Origin of the sequence: Nonomuraea sp. NPDC049624, assembly GCF_040675255.1 — a bacterium.
Lineage (GTDB): Bacteria > Actinomycetota > Actinomycetes > Streptosporangiales > Streptosporangiaceae > Nonomuraea.
Genome location: NZ_JBFAOR010000001.1, coordinates 1018005 through 1034695, shown reverse-complemented (window position 1 = coordinate 1034695; position 16691 = coordinate 1018005). Strand labels below are relative to the sequence as shown.

General features: G+C 71.8%; 16 protein-coding genes. 6 read left to right on the top strand and 10 right to left on the bottom strand.

What is annotated here, in order from left to right:
- Positions 1–67: 67 nt before the first annotated feature.
- From hpt to dacB, 4 genes are read right to left on the bottom strand one after another with little or no spacing between them, the layout of a single operon-like run.
- A complete protein-coding gene (hpt, locus tag AB0J76_RS05425; protein WP_352318606.1) occupies positions 68–619 on the bottom strand; it encodes a hypoxanthine phosphoribosyltransferase in 552 nt (183 codons plus the stop codon).
- Between the two features lie 10 nt (positions 620–629).
- A complete protein-coding gene (gene tilS, locus AB0J76_RS05420) occupies positions 630–1634 on the bottom strand; it encodes a tRNA lysidine(34) synthetase TilS (protein ID WP_352318604.1) in 1005 nt (334 codons plus the stop codon).
- 50 nt (positions 1635–1684) lie between these two features.
- The gene (locus AB0J76_RS05415; RefSeq protein WP_352318602.1) at positions 1685–2761 is read right to left on the bottom strand and encodes a zinc-dependent metalloprotease; all 1077 of its coding nucleotides are present in this window, start codon (positions 2759–2761) and stop codon (positions 1685–1687) included.
- 47 nt (positions 2762–2808) lie between these two features.
- A complete protein-coding gene (dacB, locus tag AB0J76_RS05410) occupies positions 2809–4224 on the bottom strand; it encodes a D-alanyl-D-alanine carboxypeptidase/D-alanyl-D-alanine-endopeptidase (protein WP_352318600.1) in 1416 nt (471 codons plus the stop codon).
- Positions 4225–4310: 86 nt separating this feature from the next.
- Here dacB and AB0J76_RS05405 point away from each other — a divergent pair, with 86 nt between their 5' ends.
- Complete coding sequence (locus AB0J76_RS05405; protein ID WP_352318598.1) at positions 4311–4802, top strand: inorganic diphosphatase; 492 nt, start codon at positions 4311–4313, stop codon at positions 4800–4802.
- A gap of 3 nt (positions 4803–4805) precedes the next feature.
- Here the strand turns inward: AB0J76_RS05405 and AB0J76_RS05400 are convergent, their stop codons facing one another.
- From AB0J76_RS05400 to AB0J76_RS05380, 5 genes are all read right to left on the bottom strand, one after another.
- Positions 4806–5927 (bottom strand): C40 family peptidase, encoded by a 1122-nt coding sequence (locus AB0J76_RS05400; protein WP_352318596.1) that lies wholly within the window; start codon positions 5925–5927, stop codon positions 4806–4808.
- Positions 5928–5995: 68 nt separating this feature from the next.
- Positions 5996–6652 carry a hypothetical protein gene (locus AB0J76_RS05395; protein ID WP_352318594.1) on the bottom strand — a complete coding sequence of 219 codons (657 nt, stop codon included), beginning with the start codon at positions 6650–6652 and terminating at the stop codon, positions 5996–5998.
- Between the two features lie 7 nt (positions 6653–6659).
- Positions 6660–8138: a sigma-70 family RNA polymerase sigma factor gene (locus tag AB0J76_RS05390; RefSeq protein ID WP_352318592.1), complete on the bottom strand. Its 1479-nt coding sequence runs from the start codon at positions 8136–8138 to the stop codon at positions 6660–6662.
- A 104-nt stretch (positions 8139–8242) separates the two neighbouring features.
- Positions 8243–9043, bottom strand: coding sequence for a hypothetical protein (locus tag AB0J76_RS05385; protein ID WP_352318590.1), 801 nt, complete (start codon positions 9041–9043; stop codon positions 8243–8245).
- A gap of 64 nt (positions 9044–9107) precedes the next feature.
- Entirely contained in the window at positions 9108–10718 is a 1611-nt protein-coding gene (locus AB0J76_RS05380; protein ID WP_352318588.1) for an ATP-binding cassette domain-containing protein, read from the bottom strand.
- 128 nt (positions 10719–10846) lie between these two features.
- Between AB0J76_RS05380 and AB0J76_RS05375 the strand changes: the two genes are divergently transcribed.
- The 5 genes from AB0J76_RS05375 (at position 10847) to AB0J76_RS05355 (ending at position 15292) form a co-directional block, all read left to right on the top strand.
- Positions 10847–12016: a DUF4185 domain-containing protein gene (locus AB0J76_RS05375; RefSeq protein WP_352318586.1), complete on the top strand. Its 1170-nt coding sequence runs from the start codon at positions 10847–10849 to the stop codon at positions 12014–12016.
- Positions 12013–13023: a DUF4432 family protein gene (locus AB0J76_RS05370; RefSeq protein WP_352318584.1), complete on the top strand. Its 1011-nt coding sequence runs from the start codon at positions 12013–12015 to the stop codon at positions 13021–13023. The genes AB0J76_RS05375 and AB0J76_RS05370 overlap by 4 nt, the downstream gene beginning before the upstream one ends.
- Positions 13020–13790 (top strand): SDR family oxidoreductase, encoded by a 771-nt coding sequence (locus AB0J76_RS05365; protein ID WP_352318582.1) that lies wholly within the window; start codon positions 13020–13022, stop codon positions 13788–13790. Before AB0J76_RS05370 ends, AB0J76_RS05365 begins: the two co-directional genes overlap by 4 nt.
- A gap of 177 nt (positions 13791–13967) precedes the next feature.
- Positions 13968–14387 (top strand): peptidase inhibitor family I36 protein, encoded by a 420-nt coding sequence (locus tag AB0J76_RS05360; protein ID WP_352318580.1) that lies wholly within the window; start codon positions 13968–13970, stop codon positions 14385–14387.
- Positions 14378–15292, top strand: coding sequence for a hypothetical protein (locus AB0J76_RS05355; protein ID WP_352318578.1), 915 nt, complete (start codon positions 14378–14380; stop codon positions 15290–15292). The genes AB0J76_RS05360 and AB0J76_RS05355 overlap by 10 nt, the downstream gene beginning before the upstream one ends.
- On the opposite strand, the gene AB0J76_RS05350 is transcribed toward AB0J76_RS05355, so the two are convergent.
- Positions 15251–16687 (bottom strand): peptidase S10, encoded by a 1437-nt coding sequence (locus tag AB0J76_RS05350; protein WP_352318576.1) that lies wholly within the window; start codon positions 16685–16687, stop codon positions 15251–15253. The two genes, AB0J76_RS05355 and AB0J76_RS05350, sit on opposite strands and share 42 nt — an antisense overlap.
- Positions 16688–16691: the final 4 nt, after the last annotated feature.

Here is a 16691-nt window from a genome sequence, read left to right as displayed (position 1 = left end):
GCTACACCGGTCTTGCCCTATCAACGTACGTCACGTTGCGCGATGTTCCCGGCCATGGCCGGGATTACTACTTATAAACGTGCGGCGCGAGCGTTCCGATGAACGGCAAATTGCGGTAGCGCTCCGCGTAGTCGAGCCCGTAGCCGATGACGAACTCGTTGGGAATGTCGAAGCCGACGTATTTCACGTCGATCGGCACCTTCACCGCGTCCGGCTTGCGCAGCGCGGCGCAGATCTCCAACGACGCCGGATTGCGCGACTTCAGGTTTTCCAGCAGCCAGTGGAGGGTCAGGCCCGAGTCGATGATGTCCTCGACGATCAGGACGTGGCGGTTCAAGATGTCGGTGTCGAGGTCCTTCAGCACCCGCACGACGCCGGAGGACTTGGTGCCCGCGCCGTAGGACGACACCGCCATCCAGTCCATCTGCACCGGCACGTGCAGGGCTCTGGCCAGGTCGGCCATCACCATGACCGCGCCCTTCAGCACGCCCACGAGCAGGACGTCCTTGCCCGCGTAGTCCTCGTCGATGCGCCCGGCAAGCTCTTTGATCTTGGCCTGGAGGTCGTCCTCGGGGATGAGGACCTTCTCCAGGTCTTTGCCCATGTCGGCAGCGTCCACCTGTGGTTCCTTAAACGATGGGACTGATGGCGAGTATCAGGGTGCCATACCGCCGAACTGCGGACAGACCTCCGGGTAGATCCACCGCCTTCTGCCCGTGCCATTGCGTGACCAGCCGATCGACCGCCAGCACGTGGGTGGCGGAAAGCGCGCCGGAGGGCGTGCCCGCCGCGATGGCCGCGCGCCGCAGCACTCTGCGGCGCACGGCGTCGGGCAGTTTCTCCAACTCGGGTACGGACAGGACGACGGACTCGCCGATATCGCTAAGAGCGCAATTCGGGAACGCCGATTCGGCCCACTGGTCGAGGGCGTCGGCGTCCTCCCGCGCCATTCCGGCGGTCCGCGCGAGCGCCTCGGCCACCCCCGGGCCGAGCTCCTCGTCGAGCATCGGCAGGAGCCGCTTCCTGACCCGGACGCGGGTGTAGCGGGGGTCGTCGTTGTGCGGGTCGTCCCAGGGGAGGAGGGACATGGCCGCGCAGGCGGCGACCGTCGTGGCCCTGGGCAGGCCGAGGAAGGGCCGGCGGTAGCGGCCGGCGCGGGCGGCCATGCCGGAGATCGAGCGCAGGCCGCTCCCCCTGGCCAGGCCCAGCAGGACGGTCTCGGCCTGGTCGTCGCGGGTGTGGCCGAGCAGGACGGCGGCGGCCCCCAGACGGTCGGCCGCCGCGGCCAGCGCGGTGTACCTGGCCTCGCGGGCGGCGGCCTCGGGCCCGCCCTCGGTGCCGACGGTGACGGTGAGCACCTCGGCCGGGCTCAGGCCGAGACCGGCGGCGACGCCGGCGACCTGCCGGGCGCGGTCGGCGGAGCCCGGCTGGAGCTGGTGGTCCACCGTGACCAGCCCCGCGCGCAGGCCGGCTCGGGGCGCGACGAAGGCCAGCGCCGCCGCCAGGGCCAGCGAGTCGGCGCCGCCGCTGCACGCGGCCAGGACCAGCGCGCCGGTGCCGGCGAGGTCGGTCAGCGACTCGCGGACGGCCCGGCGCACGTCGGCGACGGCTGGACGGGGACCCACAGCAGCCATTGTCCCGGCTGAGGGACCCGGCCGCACGTCACGACGGCCGGGAAGGGACGTCAGGCGGGAAGGGCCGGGGTGCCGATGACGCGGTGGATCCAGGCGTCGGGGTCGGCGATCTCAGGGGTCGTGGGCAGGGTCTCCGGCGAGGTCCAGACCTTGTTGAAGCCGTCCATGCCGACCCGGTCGACCACCTTGCGGACGAACGCGGAGCCCTCGGCGTACTGCTTCATCTTGACCTCGATGCCCAGCAGGCGCCGCACCGTGCGGTCGAGCCGGGAGCCGCCCTCGCGGCGCTGGGCGAACTTGGCGCGGATCTCCGAGACCGACGGGACCACCGAGGGGCCCACGGCGTCCATGACGAAGTCGCCATGGCCTTCCACCAGGGTCATCACGGCCGTCAGGCGGTCGAGGATCTCCTTCTGGGCGGGCGACTGGATGGCGTCGATCAGGTTGCCCTCGCCGCCCCTGACCACGTCGGCCACCGTGTCGGCGGCGTTGCGCAGGCGGTCGAGGAGCGTGGGCAGGTCGAGGTCGGAGGCGAGCAGGAACTCGGTCATCTGCGACCTGACGTACTCGCGCAGCCAGGTGACGCCGGTGAACTGCACGCGGTGGGTCTCCTCGTGCAGGCACACCCACAGGCGGAAGTCGCGGGGCACGACGTTCATCTCGCGCTCGGCGTGCACGATGTTGGGCGCGACGAGCGTCAGGCGGCCGGTCGGCTCCTGGCCGGTCGGGTCGGGCGGCAGGAACAGCTCGTACTGGCCGAGCACCCGGGAGGCGAGGAAGGCGAGGACGGCCCCGACCTCGACGCCGGTGATGCGCGAGCCCACCGCGGTGACGATGGCGGGCGGCGGGTTGTCCCCGCCGCCCATGCGCTGGGTCAGCGGTTCGAGGACCACGCGGAAGCCCTCGACGTTGGCCTTGATCCAGCCCGGCCGGTCGACGATGGTCGCGGGCTGCGGCGCGGTCTCGGTGTGGATCTTCGTGAACTCGCGCACGTGGCCCTCGGCCTCACGTGACAGCGTGCGGAGCTCGGCGACGGCCTGCCTGGCCTCCTCCTTGCTCACCTGAGGACCGGGGCGCACCAGGCGCGTGCCGGTCGTGACGGCCAGATCCCAGTCGATCACCTGCATGACGTCCACCGTACGTTGTTCTCGTCACGCCTGCGAAGAAGCGGCGGTCAGGATCGCGCGACGATCGCGGCGAGCCTGTCGAGCACCGGCTCGGCGTTCACCGGCACGTCGTCGGCGAGGAAGGCGAAGGTGACCAGCCGCCCGTCCTTGGTGGTGGCCAGGCCCGCCAGGGTGTTGACGTTGTTGAGCGTGCCGGTCTTGGCGCGGACGAGGCCGACCTGGCCCTTGCTGTCGGCGCGGGTGAAGCGCCTGCCGTTGCCCAGCGTGCCGGAGAAACCGGCGATCGGCATGCCCGAGTCGACGGCCCGCAGCTCGGGATGCGCGGCCGAGCCGGCGATGGCGATGATCCTGGCCATGGCGTCGGCGCTGACCCGGTTGCGGATCGACAGGCCGCTGCCGTCGGCGACGCTGACGCCCTTGGTCACGCCGAGCCGCCGCATGACCCCGGTCACCGCCTCTGCGGCCCCCGCGTACGACGCCTCCTTGCCCTCCTTGATGGCGACGTGCCTGGCCATGGCCTCGGCCATGTCGTTGTCGCTGTGGGTCAGGGTGTGCTCGACCAGGGCGTACAGGGGGGCGGAGTCGACCTTGCCCAGCTCGGCGGCGCCCGCCGCGGCCCGTTCCTGGCGGATGTCCTTGGAGACGGTGACGCCGTACCTGGGCAGCAGCCGGGCGAAGGCGGCGGCTGTGTACGCGGCCGGGTCGGGCACGCGGGGCCGGGCGCCGGGGCGCTGGCGTCCCTCGTCCATGGCCAGGGCGTGGACGGGGGCCGCCTCGCCGTCGGGCACGTAGTTGGGCTTCCAGCCGGGCGCGACGGCCGGGCCGGTGAACAGGCTGTCGTCGTAGGAGAGCGTGACCTTCCTGACGCCCTTGGCCTTCAGCGTGGCGGCCGTCCGGGCGGCCAGGGTGGCGAGGGAGGCCTGCTTGGGGTAGCCGGGTTTGGCCGACGGCCCGGCGAGCAGCGGGTCGCCGCCGCCCACCAGGACGATCGCGCCGGGCGCGCGGCCCTGGACGACGCGGGTGGAGAAGCGGGTGTCGGGGCCCAGCGAGGCGAGCGCCGCCGTGGTCGTGACGACCTTGTTCGTGGAGGCCGGGGTGATGCCCGTGTCGGGGTTGGCGGCGAAGATCCGGGCGCCGGTGGCGGCGTCGAGCACGACCGCGCCCACCCGGCCGCCGAGTGCTTTGTCACCCAGCGCGTCGGTGAGCTGGCGGGTCAAAGTACTCTTAGTCGGGAGAGGTCCGTCTCCTGACGTCGCCGAAAGCTGGGCCAGCACAGGCCCCGAGGTGACCACGGGGGCGGGGGGGATTCCCCGGGGAGACGCCGTCGGCCCGATCGGTGACGGCTGCCTCGTCAGCGCGCTCAGGTTGAAGTCGCTGGTCATGGCGTAGACGCCGATGACGATCGTGACGATCTGGAGCACGGCGAGAGTGGCCAGCATCATCGAACGCTCGTGCCGCGCCACGTCGCCTGACCTCTCTCCTGGTGTTCGCCTACGAGACATTAACGCCCAGCCGGGACTTCCCGGGGGCCTTGAGCGGAGGAACCGCGGTGGAGTTCGACGTTGTCGTTGAGATTCCCAAGGGGCAACGGAACAAGTACGAAGTGGACCACGAGACCGGAAAGATCAGGCTTGACCGGCTCCTGTTCACCTCCACGCAGTACCCCGCCGACTACGGCTTCATCGAGAACACCCTCGGCGAGGACGGCGACCCGCTCGACGCGCTGGTGCTGCTCCAGGAGCCGACGTTCCCGGGGTGCTACATCACCTGCCGCGCGGTCGGCATGTTCCGGATGACCGACGAGAAGGGCGGCGACGACAAGGTCCTGTGCGTGCCCTCGACCGACCCCCGGATGCACCACATCCAGGACATCCACCACGTGTCGGAGTTCGACCGGCTGGAGATCCAGCACTTCTTCGAGGTCTACAAGGACCTTGAGCCCGGCAAGTCCGTCGAGGGCGCCAACTGGGTCGGGCGCATCGAGGCCGAGGCCGAGATCGAGCGCTCGTTCCACCGGGCCAAGGACGCGGGTCACCACTGATCCTCACCGGGGCCTGGTGGCGCCCACCAGGTCCCCTCTCCAGATCGGGGCGACCCGCACCACGTCGCCGGTCTGGGGCGCGTGCACCATCTGGCCCTGGCCGACGTAGATGCCCACGTGGTGGATCGTGCCGGGGTCGTCGGTGATGCGGCCGAAGAACAGCAGGTCGCCGCGGCGGAGCTGGTCCAGCGGCACGTGCGGGCCGGACGTCCACTGGGTTCCGGTCCAGTGGTCCAGGCGCACGCCGACCTGCTCCCAGGCGCGCATGACCAGGCCGGAGCAGTCGTAGGTGTCGGGGCCCGCGGCGGCCCACACGTACGGCTTGCCGAGCTGGGTCAGCGCCCAGTTGGCGGCCAGGTTGCCGCCCGCCGACCCCGCCGCCAGGCCGGCCGCCGACAGGGCCAGGGCCCGCCGTCTGGCCAGCAGCTCGGCGTGGCTGCGGGCGGCGTTCACCCGGTGCTGGAGCTCCCGCCGCTCCACCCGGAGGGTGCGCGTCTCGCGGCGCTGCCGGGCGACGGCGGCCTCCGCGGCCAGCTTCGCCTGCCGGGCGCGCTCCGAGGCGGCCTGCCGGGCGTCGTAGGCGTTCTGCGCCTGCGTCCGGAGGATGGCGGCGACCTCCTGGGCGTCGCGCATCCTGCGCAGAATCTGGGCCCGCTCGGCGCCGAGCTGGCCGAGCACGCTCGCCCGGTGCAGGAAGCCGTCGACGCCGCCCTCGTCGATGAGCATGCCGACGAGCGGGCCCATCGCCGTCATCCCGCCGTAGCTCTGCGCGGCGAGCAGCGCGACGGCCTGCCGGGCGCGCTCGGCCTCGGCGTCGGCCGCCGCCTGACGCGCCTGGGCCTGCGCGTACGACTGCTCGGCCTGCCGCAGCCGGACCAGCTCGCCGTTGTACGCCTCCACCTGCCGTTCCACGGCCGCGGCCAGCTCGTCGAGCCTGGACTGGGCCACGGCCAGCCCGGCACTGGCGACGCCCAGCTCCTTCGAGCGGGCGCGGGCGGTCTCGCGCGCCTTCTTCACGTCCTTGGCCGACGGCATGGGGTCGGCCAGCACCGGCGCGCCCGCATTGAGCGGACACAGACCGGCCAGCAGGACGCACACCAGGAGCCCAGCCCGAAATGCGCGCATAGGTCCCCCCGGAAACAGATGGTTACTCTATGCACACAGTTCCCAGCGCTTTCATGCACGTAACGTCATCACCGCAGGCGGAAGAGCCGTTCTATCCAAGGGCGGATCCCGGTGACCACCGGCCGGGCGGCCCGCGGGTAGGTGAAGACGGGGGTCTGGACGCCGTACGCGGCGTGCAGTTCGGCGGCCTTGCACCAGTCGGCGGTCACGCGGGCCGCGGCCCAGGCCGCCGCGATGGCCGGTCTGGCCTCCGGATGGCGGTCGTAGGTCTGGAAGAGGGTCATCGCGGCGTCGGCGGCGGCGTGACCGTCGCCCGGGTAGGCGGTACCGGCCAGGTAGGGGGCGGTGACCCGGCCGCCGTGACAGGTGTCGAGCACCCAGGTCCAGTTGGCCGTCACCAGCCCGAGCACGGGCTCGGGGACGTCGGCGGCGGCGCCGTACATGCGGTCCTGGCGGGGGCCGGTCAGGCGTCGGGGGTCCCACAACCAGTCGAGTTCGTCCGGCTGCGCGCCGCCGGCCAGCCAGGACAGCACCGCCAGCCCGCGCGCGGTGCGCAGCCGGCACAGGTCGAGCACGTGGCGCAGCATGCGGGGGCCGCGGTCGAGCCAGGTCGGCCAGTCGACGCGGTGCCCCCGCGGCACCAGCTCGGCCATCCGCCCCGGGACGGGCGACGGGCAGACCCGGCGCCCCAGATGCGGATCCTGGCGCACCTCGAACGCCTCCACGGGGGGTTCAGCCGCTCTCGACGGGGGTGACGGGCTCCTCGGTGGGGGTGTGCGTCGGGGCGGGCGTCGCCGTCTCCGAGGGCGTGGTGGTGGGCGAGGGGGTCTCGGTGGGCGTGGGGGCGGGGGTGGGGGTCGGCGCCGGCGGGGTCCGGGTGGGCGGACGCGTGCCGGGTTCGCCGTGCGGTGGACGGCCCGGCTCACCGTGCGGCGGATGACCCGGGTGGCCGGTACGGCCGGGCAGGCCGGGCTGACCCGGCTGGCCGTACGTAGGGTCGCCCGGGTTCTCGCCCGGCGGCTCGGGCTGCGGCGGGCCGTCGGGCGTCGGCCGCGGCTCGCCGGGCGGTGATTCGGCGGGCGGCGCGGTCGCGTACGTGGGCACGAGCACGGCCGGCGGCACCGGTGTGGTCGAGCCGAGCATGCCGAACGGCTCGGGCGCGGCGCTGTCGAGGATGGGCTCTACGGTCAACTGGGCGTCCTGCGGGTCGGGTTGCCAGGGCAGTCTGATGCCGGGCGGCTCGCCGGTGGCGGGGAACGCGGCCGTCGCCACCCCGGCGAGACCGCCGTTGTCCTTGCCGAACTGGTTGAAGATCACTGCTATCGCCACCACGGTCGCGACCGCCGCCAGCGCGCCCGCCACCGCCTGAGGCCACCTTCGAGCCGCCGTCTGCGTGGGAACGGGAAACCCGGCGGCGTCCAGGGAGGCCGTGCGCCGGGCGACGTAGCGGCGGTAGGGCAGCAGCTCGGGGTCGGCGAAGCAGCTCATGACCCTGATGCGCAGGGCCTCGGGGAGCGCGGCGGCGGGCAGCAGGCCGAAGACCTTGGCGGCCGAGGCCTGGCGGGCGCGGTGGGGGGCGCAGACCTCGCAACGGGCGACGTGCCCGACCAGGTGCTCGCGCATCTCCCTGGTGAGGTCGCCGGTGAAGCCGGCCAGGATCCGGGCCCGGCGCGGGCAGTCGTAGGGGCCCTTGCGCGCCAGGATCTCGGCGGTGACGGCGTCGGTGAGACGATCGCGCGCCCGCTCCCTGGCCTGCTCGACCTGGCGCGGCGGGATCGCGAGCACCTGGGACAGCTCGGCGGTGTCCAGGGCGTGCCTGGTCGCCAGCTCCAGCACCTCGCGGTCGGCGACGGGCAGGCTCACGACCGCGTTCCAGGCCATGAGCCGCAGGTCGGCGTCGGCGGGGTCGTCCAGCGGCGGAGCCTCGGCCAGGGCCTCGTCGGCGCCGGGCGGCGCGGCCATCCGGCGGCGCAGGCACTCCTGCCGGGCCAGGGCGAGCAGCCAGACCCGGAACCTGTCGGGCTGGGCCAGCGCACCCGCGTGCGCCTCGGCGGCGATCAGCGTGTCGCGCAGGGCCACCTGGGCGCTGTCGGTGTCGAGGAGGAGGGACCAGCAGTAGCGGTAGACGCTCTCCGCGTGCGTGTCGTAGAGCGCGGCGAGGGCTCCCGGGTCGCGGGTGCGGAGTGCCTCCACCAGGACGCGGTCATTCATGTGACCGAAGGTAATGGATCGGTAACTAGTAGTTCTACCGGTTCCGCCGCTTGTCTACCGCGACCCCGCGGATTTCCCAACCTATTTGTTCGGACTAATACCGATTATTGCTTTACCTGCCCCATGGCCTGGCTCCCCCGGTCCACTGCGAACGGCTCGGAGGTGGGCTTGACCGTGTGCACAGGAAGCGCGCCGCCCATCGCCAGGTCCTCGTAGGGACGGCCGGTCGAGCCCCAGGTCCGGGCGGTGACGTCGGTCTTGGCGACCTTGCTGTCCTTGGGCAGTCCGGCCACGGTCAGGATGAACCTGGGCGGGCTGCCGGCCTTCACGTCGTCCACGAACGTGCTGCCGCCGCCGAGCAGTTTGCCGGTCGCGTCACGCAGCAACGCGTTCACCACCAGGCTGCTCGCCGGCAATTGATACGGATTTCCGACATAGCCGGTAATAAGGTAAGAGCCGTCTTTTTGGCGCATTGTCTGGACGCGCGTGATCGGGAACGACTGGAACGCCGACGGGATGCGCGCGGCCGACCGCCACTGCGCCGGACGGTACTGGATGGTCACCTTCACCGGCTTCTCGGCGGCGGACGCCTGGCCGGTGAAGGCCAGGGAGCCGCCCGGCGGCACGGCGTCGAGCGGCTGGTCCATGCGCACCACCTCGGTGCCGGCGGCGTCGCGGCCCACGATGGTGGCCACGACGTGCTCGCCGAAGTGCCACGGGTTGGCGTTGCTGAGCACGCCGGCCCAGTTGACGGCGTAACCGTCGGCGGACTTGGCGATGTTCGAGACCTGCTCCTTGAGAACGAGCGGCTTGAGCGATTGGGCTGGCTGGTCCTCACTTGAACAACCGGCGAGGCAGATCGCCCCGAGTGCGAGGAGGCTGACGGTTCGGCTACGCGGGATCACTTTGCCGTGATAACCCGTGCATGGGCACGGCTGGCAGATGACACGCGCCGGGCGTACCAACTCTTTAACGCCTCCGGACGACCCTCGTCTCGTCCCACACCGGCTCGGCGGACTCGTAGACCGTGCCGTCGGAGCCGAAGACCAGGAAACGGTCGAAGTCGGCGGCGAACCAGCGGTCGTGGGTGACCGCCATGACCGTGCCGTCGAACGCGTCGAGGCCCACCTGGAGCGCCTCGGCGCTGGCCAGGTCGAGGTTGTCGGTCGGCTCGTCGAGCAGCAGCAGCGTGGCGCCCGACAGCTCCAGCAGCAGGATCTGCAGCCGCGCCTGCTGGCCTCCGGACAGCGTGTCGAAGCGCTGCTCGGCGATCAGCCCGGCCAGCTCGTAGCGGGCCAGCGTCTTCATGGCCTCGTTCTTGAGCTTGGCGTGCTCGGTCATCACGATCTCGACCGGGGTGCGGCCGAGCAGGTCGGGCCTGGAGTGGGTCTGGGCGAAGTGCCCCGGGACGACCCGCGCGCCGAGCCTGGCCACGCCGGTGTGCGCGACGGGCTCGCCGGCCACCAGGCGCAGGAAGTGGGACTTGCCCGAGCCGTTGGAGCCGAGGACGGCGACCCGCTCGCCGTACCAGATCTCCAGGTCGAACGGGCGCATCAGGCCGGTCAGCTCCAGGCCCTCGCAGATGACCGCGCGCTTGCCGGTGCGGCCGCCGCGCAGGCGCATCTTGATGTTCTGGTCGGCGGGGGCCTGCTCGGGCGGGCCCGCCTCGACGAACCTGCGCAGCCGGGTCTGGGCCGCGTGGTAGGGGGCGGCCATGCCGTCGTTGTACCTGGCCTTGTTCTTCAGCATGTTGACCAGGGCCTTGAGCTTGGCGTGCTCTTCGTCCCAGCGCCTGCGCAGCTCGTCGAGCCGCTCGTTGCGGGCCTCGCGGGCCTCGGCGTAACCGGCGAAGCCGCCGCCGTGGATCCAGATGTTGCCCGACTCGACCGTGACGATGCGGTCGGCGGCGTTGGCGAGGAGCTGGCGGTCGTGGCTGACCAGCAGCACGGTCTTGGACGTCTCGCGCAGCTGCTGCTCCAGCCACTCCTTGCCGGGCACGTCGAGGTAGTTGTCGGGCTCGTCGAGCAGCAGGGTCTGGTCGGGGCCGCGCAGCAGCGCCTCCAGGACGAGCCGCTTCTGCTCGCCGCCGGACAGCGTGGCCACGTCGCGGTACTTCACCCGGTCGAACGGCACGCCGAGGGCCGAGACCGTGCAGGTGTCCCAGAGCACCTCGATCTCGTAGCCGCCGGCGTCGGTGTAGTCGCTGATGGCCTGCGCGTAGCGCATCTGCGCCTTCTCGTCGTCGCGCTCCATCATGACCAGCTCGGCCGCGTCGAGCCGCTCGGCCGCCTGGCGCACGGCCGGCGGGGCGACGCCGAGCAGCAGGTCGCGCACGTTGCTCCCGTCGCGCACGTTGCCGATGAACTGGCGCATCACGCCCAGCCCGCCGGAGCTGGTGACGCTGCCCTCGACGGGCTCCAGGTCGCCCGCGACCAGGCGCATGAGGGTGGTCTTGCCCGCGCCGTTGGGCCCGACGAGCGCCGCCTTGACACCGTCGCCGATCCGGAAGGAGACGTCGTTGAGCAGGGGCCTGCCGTCGGGCAGCACGTACGTCAGATGTCCTACTTCAACGTGGCCCATCCGGGCAGGCTACCGGCCGCCCGCGACCACCGGCACCCGGTTTTCGGCCGGTGGTCAGGGGGCCCTGGACAGCAAGTGATCTAATGACTAGAACTGTACGGGACTCCCCCAGCCCCTAGGAACCGGTGATGACGCGATTCCGCTCCTCCCTCCTCCCCCTCGCCGTCGCCCTGCTCGGCCTGGTCGCCGTCCCGCAGCAGGCGTGGGCCGCGCCGCCCAAGCCGGTGCCCCCGTCGGCCGGCGTGGCGCGGGAACCGTCCGGGCCGGTCTCGGCGTGCGCGCCCACCGTGCGCGGCGCATCCGTGGACGCCCGGCTGACCAGCCTGTTCACCTCGTACGGCAACGACAACAGCCGCCTGGACGACTGGACGGGAGCCGACGGCACCTACTCGCTCAAGCTGCCGAACGGCCGTGAGCTGTGGGTGTTCTCCGACACCTTCCTCGGCCGGGTCAACGCCGACGGCTCCCGGCCGCCCGTCGTCGAGGAGGGCGGCAGCACCGTCTTCCTGAACAACTCCTTCGCCGTCGAGCGGGACGGGCGGCTGTCCACCGTGCACGACGGCACGGCCGCGAAGCCCGAAGCCGTGATGCCGCCGCGCGACGACAAGCACTGGTTCTGGGCCGGGGACGCCACCCTGGCGGGCGGCCTGGTCGAGGTCACCTACCAGGAGTACGAGCGGTTCGGCCCCGGCGCGTGGGACTGGCGCTGGCACCGCAACGTGGTGGCCAGGTTCGCGCCCGGCCGGCTCGACCAGCCGGTCAGCGTGCACGACCTGCCCTCGGGCCACGGCGTCTCCTGGGCCTCCGGCCTGCTGAAGGACGGCGGCTACACCTACGTGTACGGCGTCGAGGACCTCGGCTCGGCCAAGTACATGCACCTCGCCCGGGTCAGGGGCCAGAGCCTGCTGGGCGCGTGGGAGTTCCGCACGGCCGACGGCTCGTGGTCACCGGACGAGACCGACTCGGCGCGGATCATGGGCGGGGTGGCGAACGAGTACAGCGTCACCAAGGTCGGATCCGGATATGTCCTGATCACGCATGACACCACCGAGGTGCTCAGCCCCAACATCGTGGCCTACTCCTCCTGCTCGCCCACCGGCCCCTTCACCGGCAAGCAGCACGTCTACACCACCCCCGAGACCAGCGGGAACGTCTTCACCTACAACGCCCACGCCCATCCCGACGTCGCCGGGAACGGCCTGGTGGTCTCCTACAACGTCAACAGCTTCGTCAACACCGACCACTACCGGGACGTGTCCATCTACCGGCCCAGATTCCTGGATGTGACGTTCGGGTGAGGCGCAACTGGGCGGCGCGCCTGCGCCACCTCACCCTCGACGGGCTGCGGGCGGTCACGCTGGAGAACGAACGGCTGCGCGTGACCGTCCTGCCCGACAAGGGCGGCGACGTGGTGGAGTTCCTGCACAAACCCACCGACACGGACTTCGTCTGGCTCTCTCCGCAGGGCCTGCGCGACCCGCGCGACCACCGTCACGGCGCGGCCGACGACGTCGCCCAGTTCGTCGACCACTACCAGGGCGGCTGGCAGGAGGTCTTCCCCAACGGCGGCGCGCCGAGCGAGTACCGGGGCGCGCGCCTGGCCCAGCACGGCGAGGTCGCCGGGCTGCCGTGGTCGTGCGAGGTGGTGGCCGACCGCGAGGGGGAGGTCGCGGTGCGGCTCGGCGTGCGCACCCGGCGGCTGCCGTACCGGGTGGAGAAGGTGTTCCGGCTCCGGGCAGGGACGGCCGCGCTGGAGGTCGAGGGGCGGGTGACCAACGAGGCGGACCTCGCGCTGCACGCGATGTGGGGCCAGCACATCGTCTTCGGGGCGCCGTTCCTGCGGGCGGGCGCGCGCATCCGGCTGCCCGAGGGCGTGCGGGTGATCCCGCACGCGGGGCCGATCGGCCCGGCCGGGCGCCGGGTGCGGGCCGGCGGGCCGTGGCGGTGGCCGGTGGTGCCCGCCGACGGGGGCGGGGAGACGGACCTGAGCCTGGTGCCGGAGCGGGGCGGGCCGAGCGACATCGTCTACCTCACGGGTTTCCCGGAGGGTTGGTACGAAATTTCAGGGGATATCGGTATCCGGGTGGAGTGGGATGCGGCACTCCTCCCCTACCTGTGGATGTGGCAGGAGCTCGGCGCGTCCACCGGCTACCCCTGGTGGGGGCGGGCCTACACGCTGGGGCTGGAGCCGTTCGCCGGCATGCCGACCGACGGCCTGGCCGCCGCCGTGGCCAACGGCAGCGCCCTGTCGCTCGGACCGCAGGAGACCAAGGTGTCGAGATGGCGCGCGGAGGTGCTGGCGTGAGTGAGTTTTCCGGCAAGGTGGCGCTGGTCACCGGCGGGTCGATGGGCATCGGGCGGGCGGTGGTCGACCGGCTGGCCGACGGCGGCGCGAACGTGGTGTTCTGCGGCGTGGACGAGGCCGCGGCGCTCGACCGCGAGCACGTCACCGGCGTCGTCGCCGACGTGCGCCGGGCCGGCGACATGCGCGACCTCGTGGACCTGGCCGTGACCAGGTACGGCGGCCTCGACGTCGTCGTCACCTGCGCCGGCGTCCAGCGGTACGGCACGGTCGAGGACACCCCGGAGGAGGTGTGGGACGAGGTCATGGACGTCAACCTCAAGGGCGTCTACCTCACCTGCAAGGCCGCCGTGCCGAGGCTCAGGGAACGCGGCGGCGGCTCGATCGTGGTCATGTCGTCGGTGCAGGCGTTCTCGTCGCAGGCGCAGGTGGCCGCCTACACCGCGAGCAAGGCCGCCCTGAACGGCCTGACCAGGGCCATGGCGCTCGACCACGCGGCCGACGGCATCCGGGTCAACGTGGTCTGCCCCGGCTCGGTGGACACGCCCATGCTGCGCTGGGCGGCCGACCTGTGGCGGGGCGACCTGTCGCAGGAGGAGCAGGTCGAGCAGTGGGGCAAGGCCCATCCGCTGGGCCGCGTGGGCCGCGCGGAAGAGGTGGCCGAGCTGGTGGCGTTCCTGGCGGGGCCGCGTTCGTCGTTCATCACCGGGGCCGAGCACCGCGTGGACGGCGGCCTGCTGGCCCGGAACCCGGCGGCGCTCCCCGACTAGGTCGAGTAAGTCCCCAGTCGCCTCCCGAACCTGGCAATCGTTGCGTCAATGCGGCGAAGTGCCAGGTGGTGAGCCTGGTAACCAAGGTCTCTGCGTGTATTCGAGGGTGGGTCCCGAGCCCCCTCACAGCACGCTTGGTACGGGTTCCGAAACGACTCACCGATCTAGGAGAGACCTGTGAGGCTCACCAAGAAGGCCGCCGGCTTCATCGCCGCGGCCGCGCTGTTCACCGTGGTCGTCCCGGCTGCCGCGGCTGAGGCCAGCCCACGCTCGACGTGCTACGGCGGCCGCGTCTGCCTGTACGCCGGTTTCGACTACAACCGGGGCCAGAGCGACCACTGGCGCGACTTCACGGCCGACGACTCCGACCTGGCCGACAACAACTGGCTGAACTGGGACTTCAGCAACACCTGGCACAGCATGGACAACGAGACCAGCTCCGTCAGGAACCGGATCGGCTGCAGCGCCACCCTCTGGCAGCACGCCGACTACACCGGCGCCCACAGCACCTTCACCCACAACTCCAACGACGGTTACCTGTCGAACAACGCCATCGGCAACAACCGCACCAGCTCGATCGACATCTGGTGCCGCTGAGAAATAACGGGAGTGCCGGTTTCCGGGCTTGGCCGCCGGAAACCGGCTGTCGCGGCCTCCTCGCGGGCGCGCTGCTGCTGTCCGTCGCGGCCTGCGCCGCCGGCGAGCCCGTACGCGAACGGCCCCCCGCGGGCGTGACCTCGGTGTCGCAGCTCGTGTTGCCGTTCGACGCCTACAAGCCGACTCCCGAGCAGCGGGCCGTCCTGGGCAATGCCCACAACCACCTGGTCGCGCGGTGCATGAGCCGCCGCGGCCTCACCGTCACCCCACCCGCGGAGGACGCCGCCGAGCTGGCGGCGATCGACCCGGGCAACTCCCGCCGCTACGGCGTCGTGGACACCTCGGCCGCCCAGCGGTACGGCTACCACCTGGCCAGGCCCCCGTCCCCGGACACCACCGGCTCCTGGGTCAACAAGCTGCCCAAGCACACCCGTCACCGCCTGTACGGCACCGCCGCCGACCGCGGCTGCCTCGACCGCGCCTCCGCCGAGCTGGAGGGCGGCACCCGTCAGGCGGACTGGCCCTGGCTGGGCCTGCAGGACTCGCTCACCCTGGAACAGGCCGCCAAGCACGGCAGCGTGGCCGCGGCGACCAGGCGCTGGCAGTCGTGCATGACCCAGGCGGGACACCCCTACCCGGACCCGGAGTCGGCCATCGCCGACTCCCGCTGGAACCTGGAGAAGCCGGACGTGAGCGAGGAGGAGAAGCTGACGGCCGTCGCCGACACGACCTGCAAGTGGGCCTCGGGCCTGGTCGCCGCCTGGTTCACGGCCGACGCCGAGCTTCAGCGCGCGGTCATCCGGGACAACCGGGAACGTTTCGCCGCGCTCGCGGCCAGCCTGCGGCAGCGGCTGGAGCGCGCCTCACGCCTGCTGTCCGAGCACGAAGGCCGCCAGGTCGGCTGACTGGCGCAGCCTGCTGGGCTCGTGCGCGTACATCATGTGGCCGGCCTCGTAGTACTTGAACTCGACGTTGGCGGCCAGCTCGGCGGGCACGGGCAGGTGGGCGAAGGCGTGCTCGGCCGCGTAGTACGGCGTGGCGCCGTCGTGGTAGCCGCAGGCCACGTGCACGCGCAGGTGCGGGTTGGTGCGCATGGCGGCGCCGAGCCGGTCGGTCACGCTGACGTGCACGCCCTCGAACTCCTTGTACGACCACGGGTGCACCCGCGAGCTGAGGATCTCGTAGGGCAGGTCGTTGGCGTACTCCAGCTCGGTCCGCAGGTAGTGGTTGAGCGCGGCGCTGTAGGGGCCGGTGATGGCGTTCATGCTCGGGTCGGAGACGAAGTGCTCGCGCCCGCCGTCGGGGTCCCAGCCGGTGAAGCGGCCGTCGAGCCTGCCGACGGTCAGCCGGCGCTCGCGCAGCAGCTCGGTGAAGAAGCGGATGTGCTCGATGCGCAGGTCCACGCGGTCGACGTAGTCCTCCGACAGGCCGGACAGGGCGGCGACCCTGGAGACCGCGGCGGCGCGCTCTTCGGCCGTGAGGCGGTTGCCGCGAGCCAGGGCCCACGGGTAGTCGCGGGAGGCGTACTCCTCGGCCTCGCGCAGCACGTCGGCCAGCGGGCGGTCGCCGTGCAGCCCGTGGTAGTGCGCGATGGCGGCATAGGTCGGGAGATAGAGGGCGTAGGCCACGTCGTTGCCCTCGTTGAACTCCACGGTCGCGTAGTCGAGCACCGAGGAGATCAGCATCACGCCGTTGAGGTACATGCCGTAGCGCGACTGGAGGTGGTCGGCCAGCCCGGCCGCCCTGACCGTGCCGTACGACTCGCCGGCCAGGAACTTCGGCGACATCCACCGCGCGTTCCTGGTCGTCCAGAGCCGGATCACCTCGCCGACCGACTCCACGTCGCCGGTGAACCCGTGGTACGGGCCGGCCTTCTCGCCCTCGGCCGCCCGCGAGTAGCCGGTGGACATCGGGTCGATGACGACGAGGTCGCTCACCTTGAGCAGGGTCTCGTCGTTGTCGGCCAGCGCGTACGGCGGCGGCAGGAGCGCGCCCGCGTCCCCCATCACGACCCGGCGCGGGCCGAGGATGCCGAGGTGCAGCCACACGCTCGACGACCCCGGCCCGCCGTTGAAGGCGAACGTGACCGGCCTGGTCAGCGGGTCGGCGTCGTCGAGGGTGTAGGAGGTGAGGAACACCTCGGCCTTCGGGCGGTGGCCGTCGAACGTGCCGTCCGTGAACACCTCCTCGCGCACCACCATGGTTCCGGTGGTGGCGGTGTATCCCTGGCCGGTGGGCAGGGTGTGCCGGGTGGTGACGAGGTTGTCGGCGGGCTTCTTTGTCTGTACTTCGTCGGACATAGCG

Excerpts from the sequence above, each read along its gene's own strand:
- tilS (WP_352318604.1), bottom strand. The coding sequence starts at position 1,634 with ATGGCTGCTGTGGGTCCCCGTCCAGCCGTCGCCGACGTGCGCCGGGCC.
- AB0J76_RS05415 (WP_352318602.1), bottom strand. The coding sequence starts at position 2,761 with ATGCAGGTGATCGACTGGGATCTGGCCGTCACGACCGGCACGCGCCTG.
- AB0J76_RS05400 (WP_352318596.1), bottom strand. The coding sequence starts at position 5,927 with ATGCGCGCATTTCGGGCTGGGCTCCTGGTGTGCGTCCTGCTGGCCGGT.
- AB0J76_RS05390 (WP_352318592.1), bottom strand. The coding sequence starts at position 8,138 with ATGAATGACCGCGTCCTGGTGGAGGCACTCCGCACCCGCGACCCGGGA.
- AB0J76_RS05380 (WP_352318588.1), bottom strand. The coding sequence starts at position 10,718 with ATGGGCCACGTTGAAGTAGGACATCTGACGTACGTGCTGCCCGACGGC.
- AB0J76_RS05375 (WP_352318586.1), top strand. The coding sequence starts at position 10,847 with ATGACGCGATTCCGCTCCTCCCTCCTCCCCCTCGCCGTCGCCCTGCTC.
- AB0J76_RS05350 (WP_352318576.1), bottom strand. The coding sequence starts at position 16,687 with ATGTCCGACGAAGTACAGACAAAGAAGCCCGCCGACAACCTCGTCACC.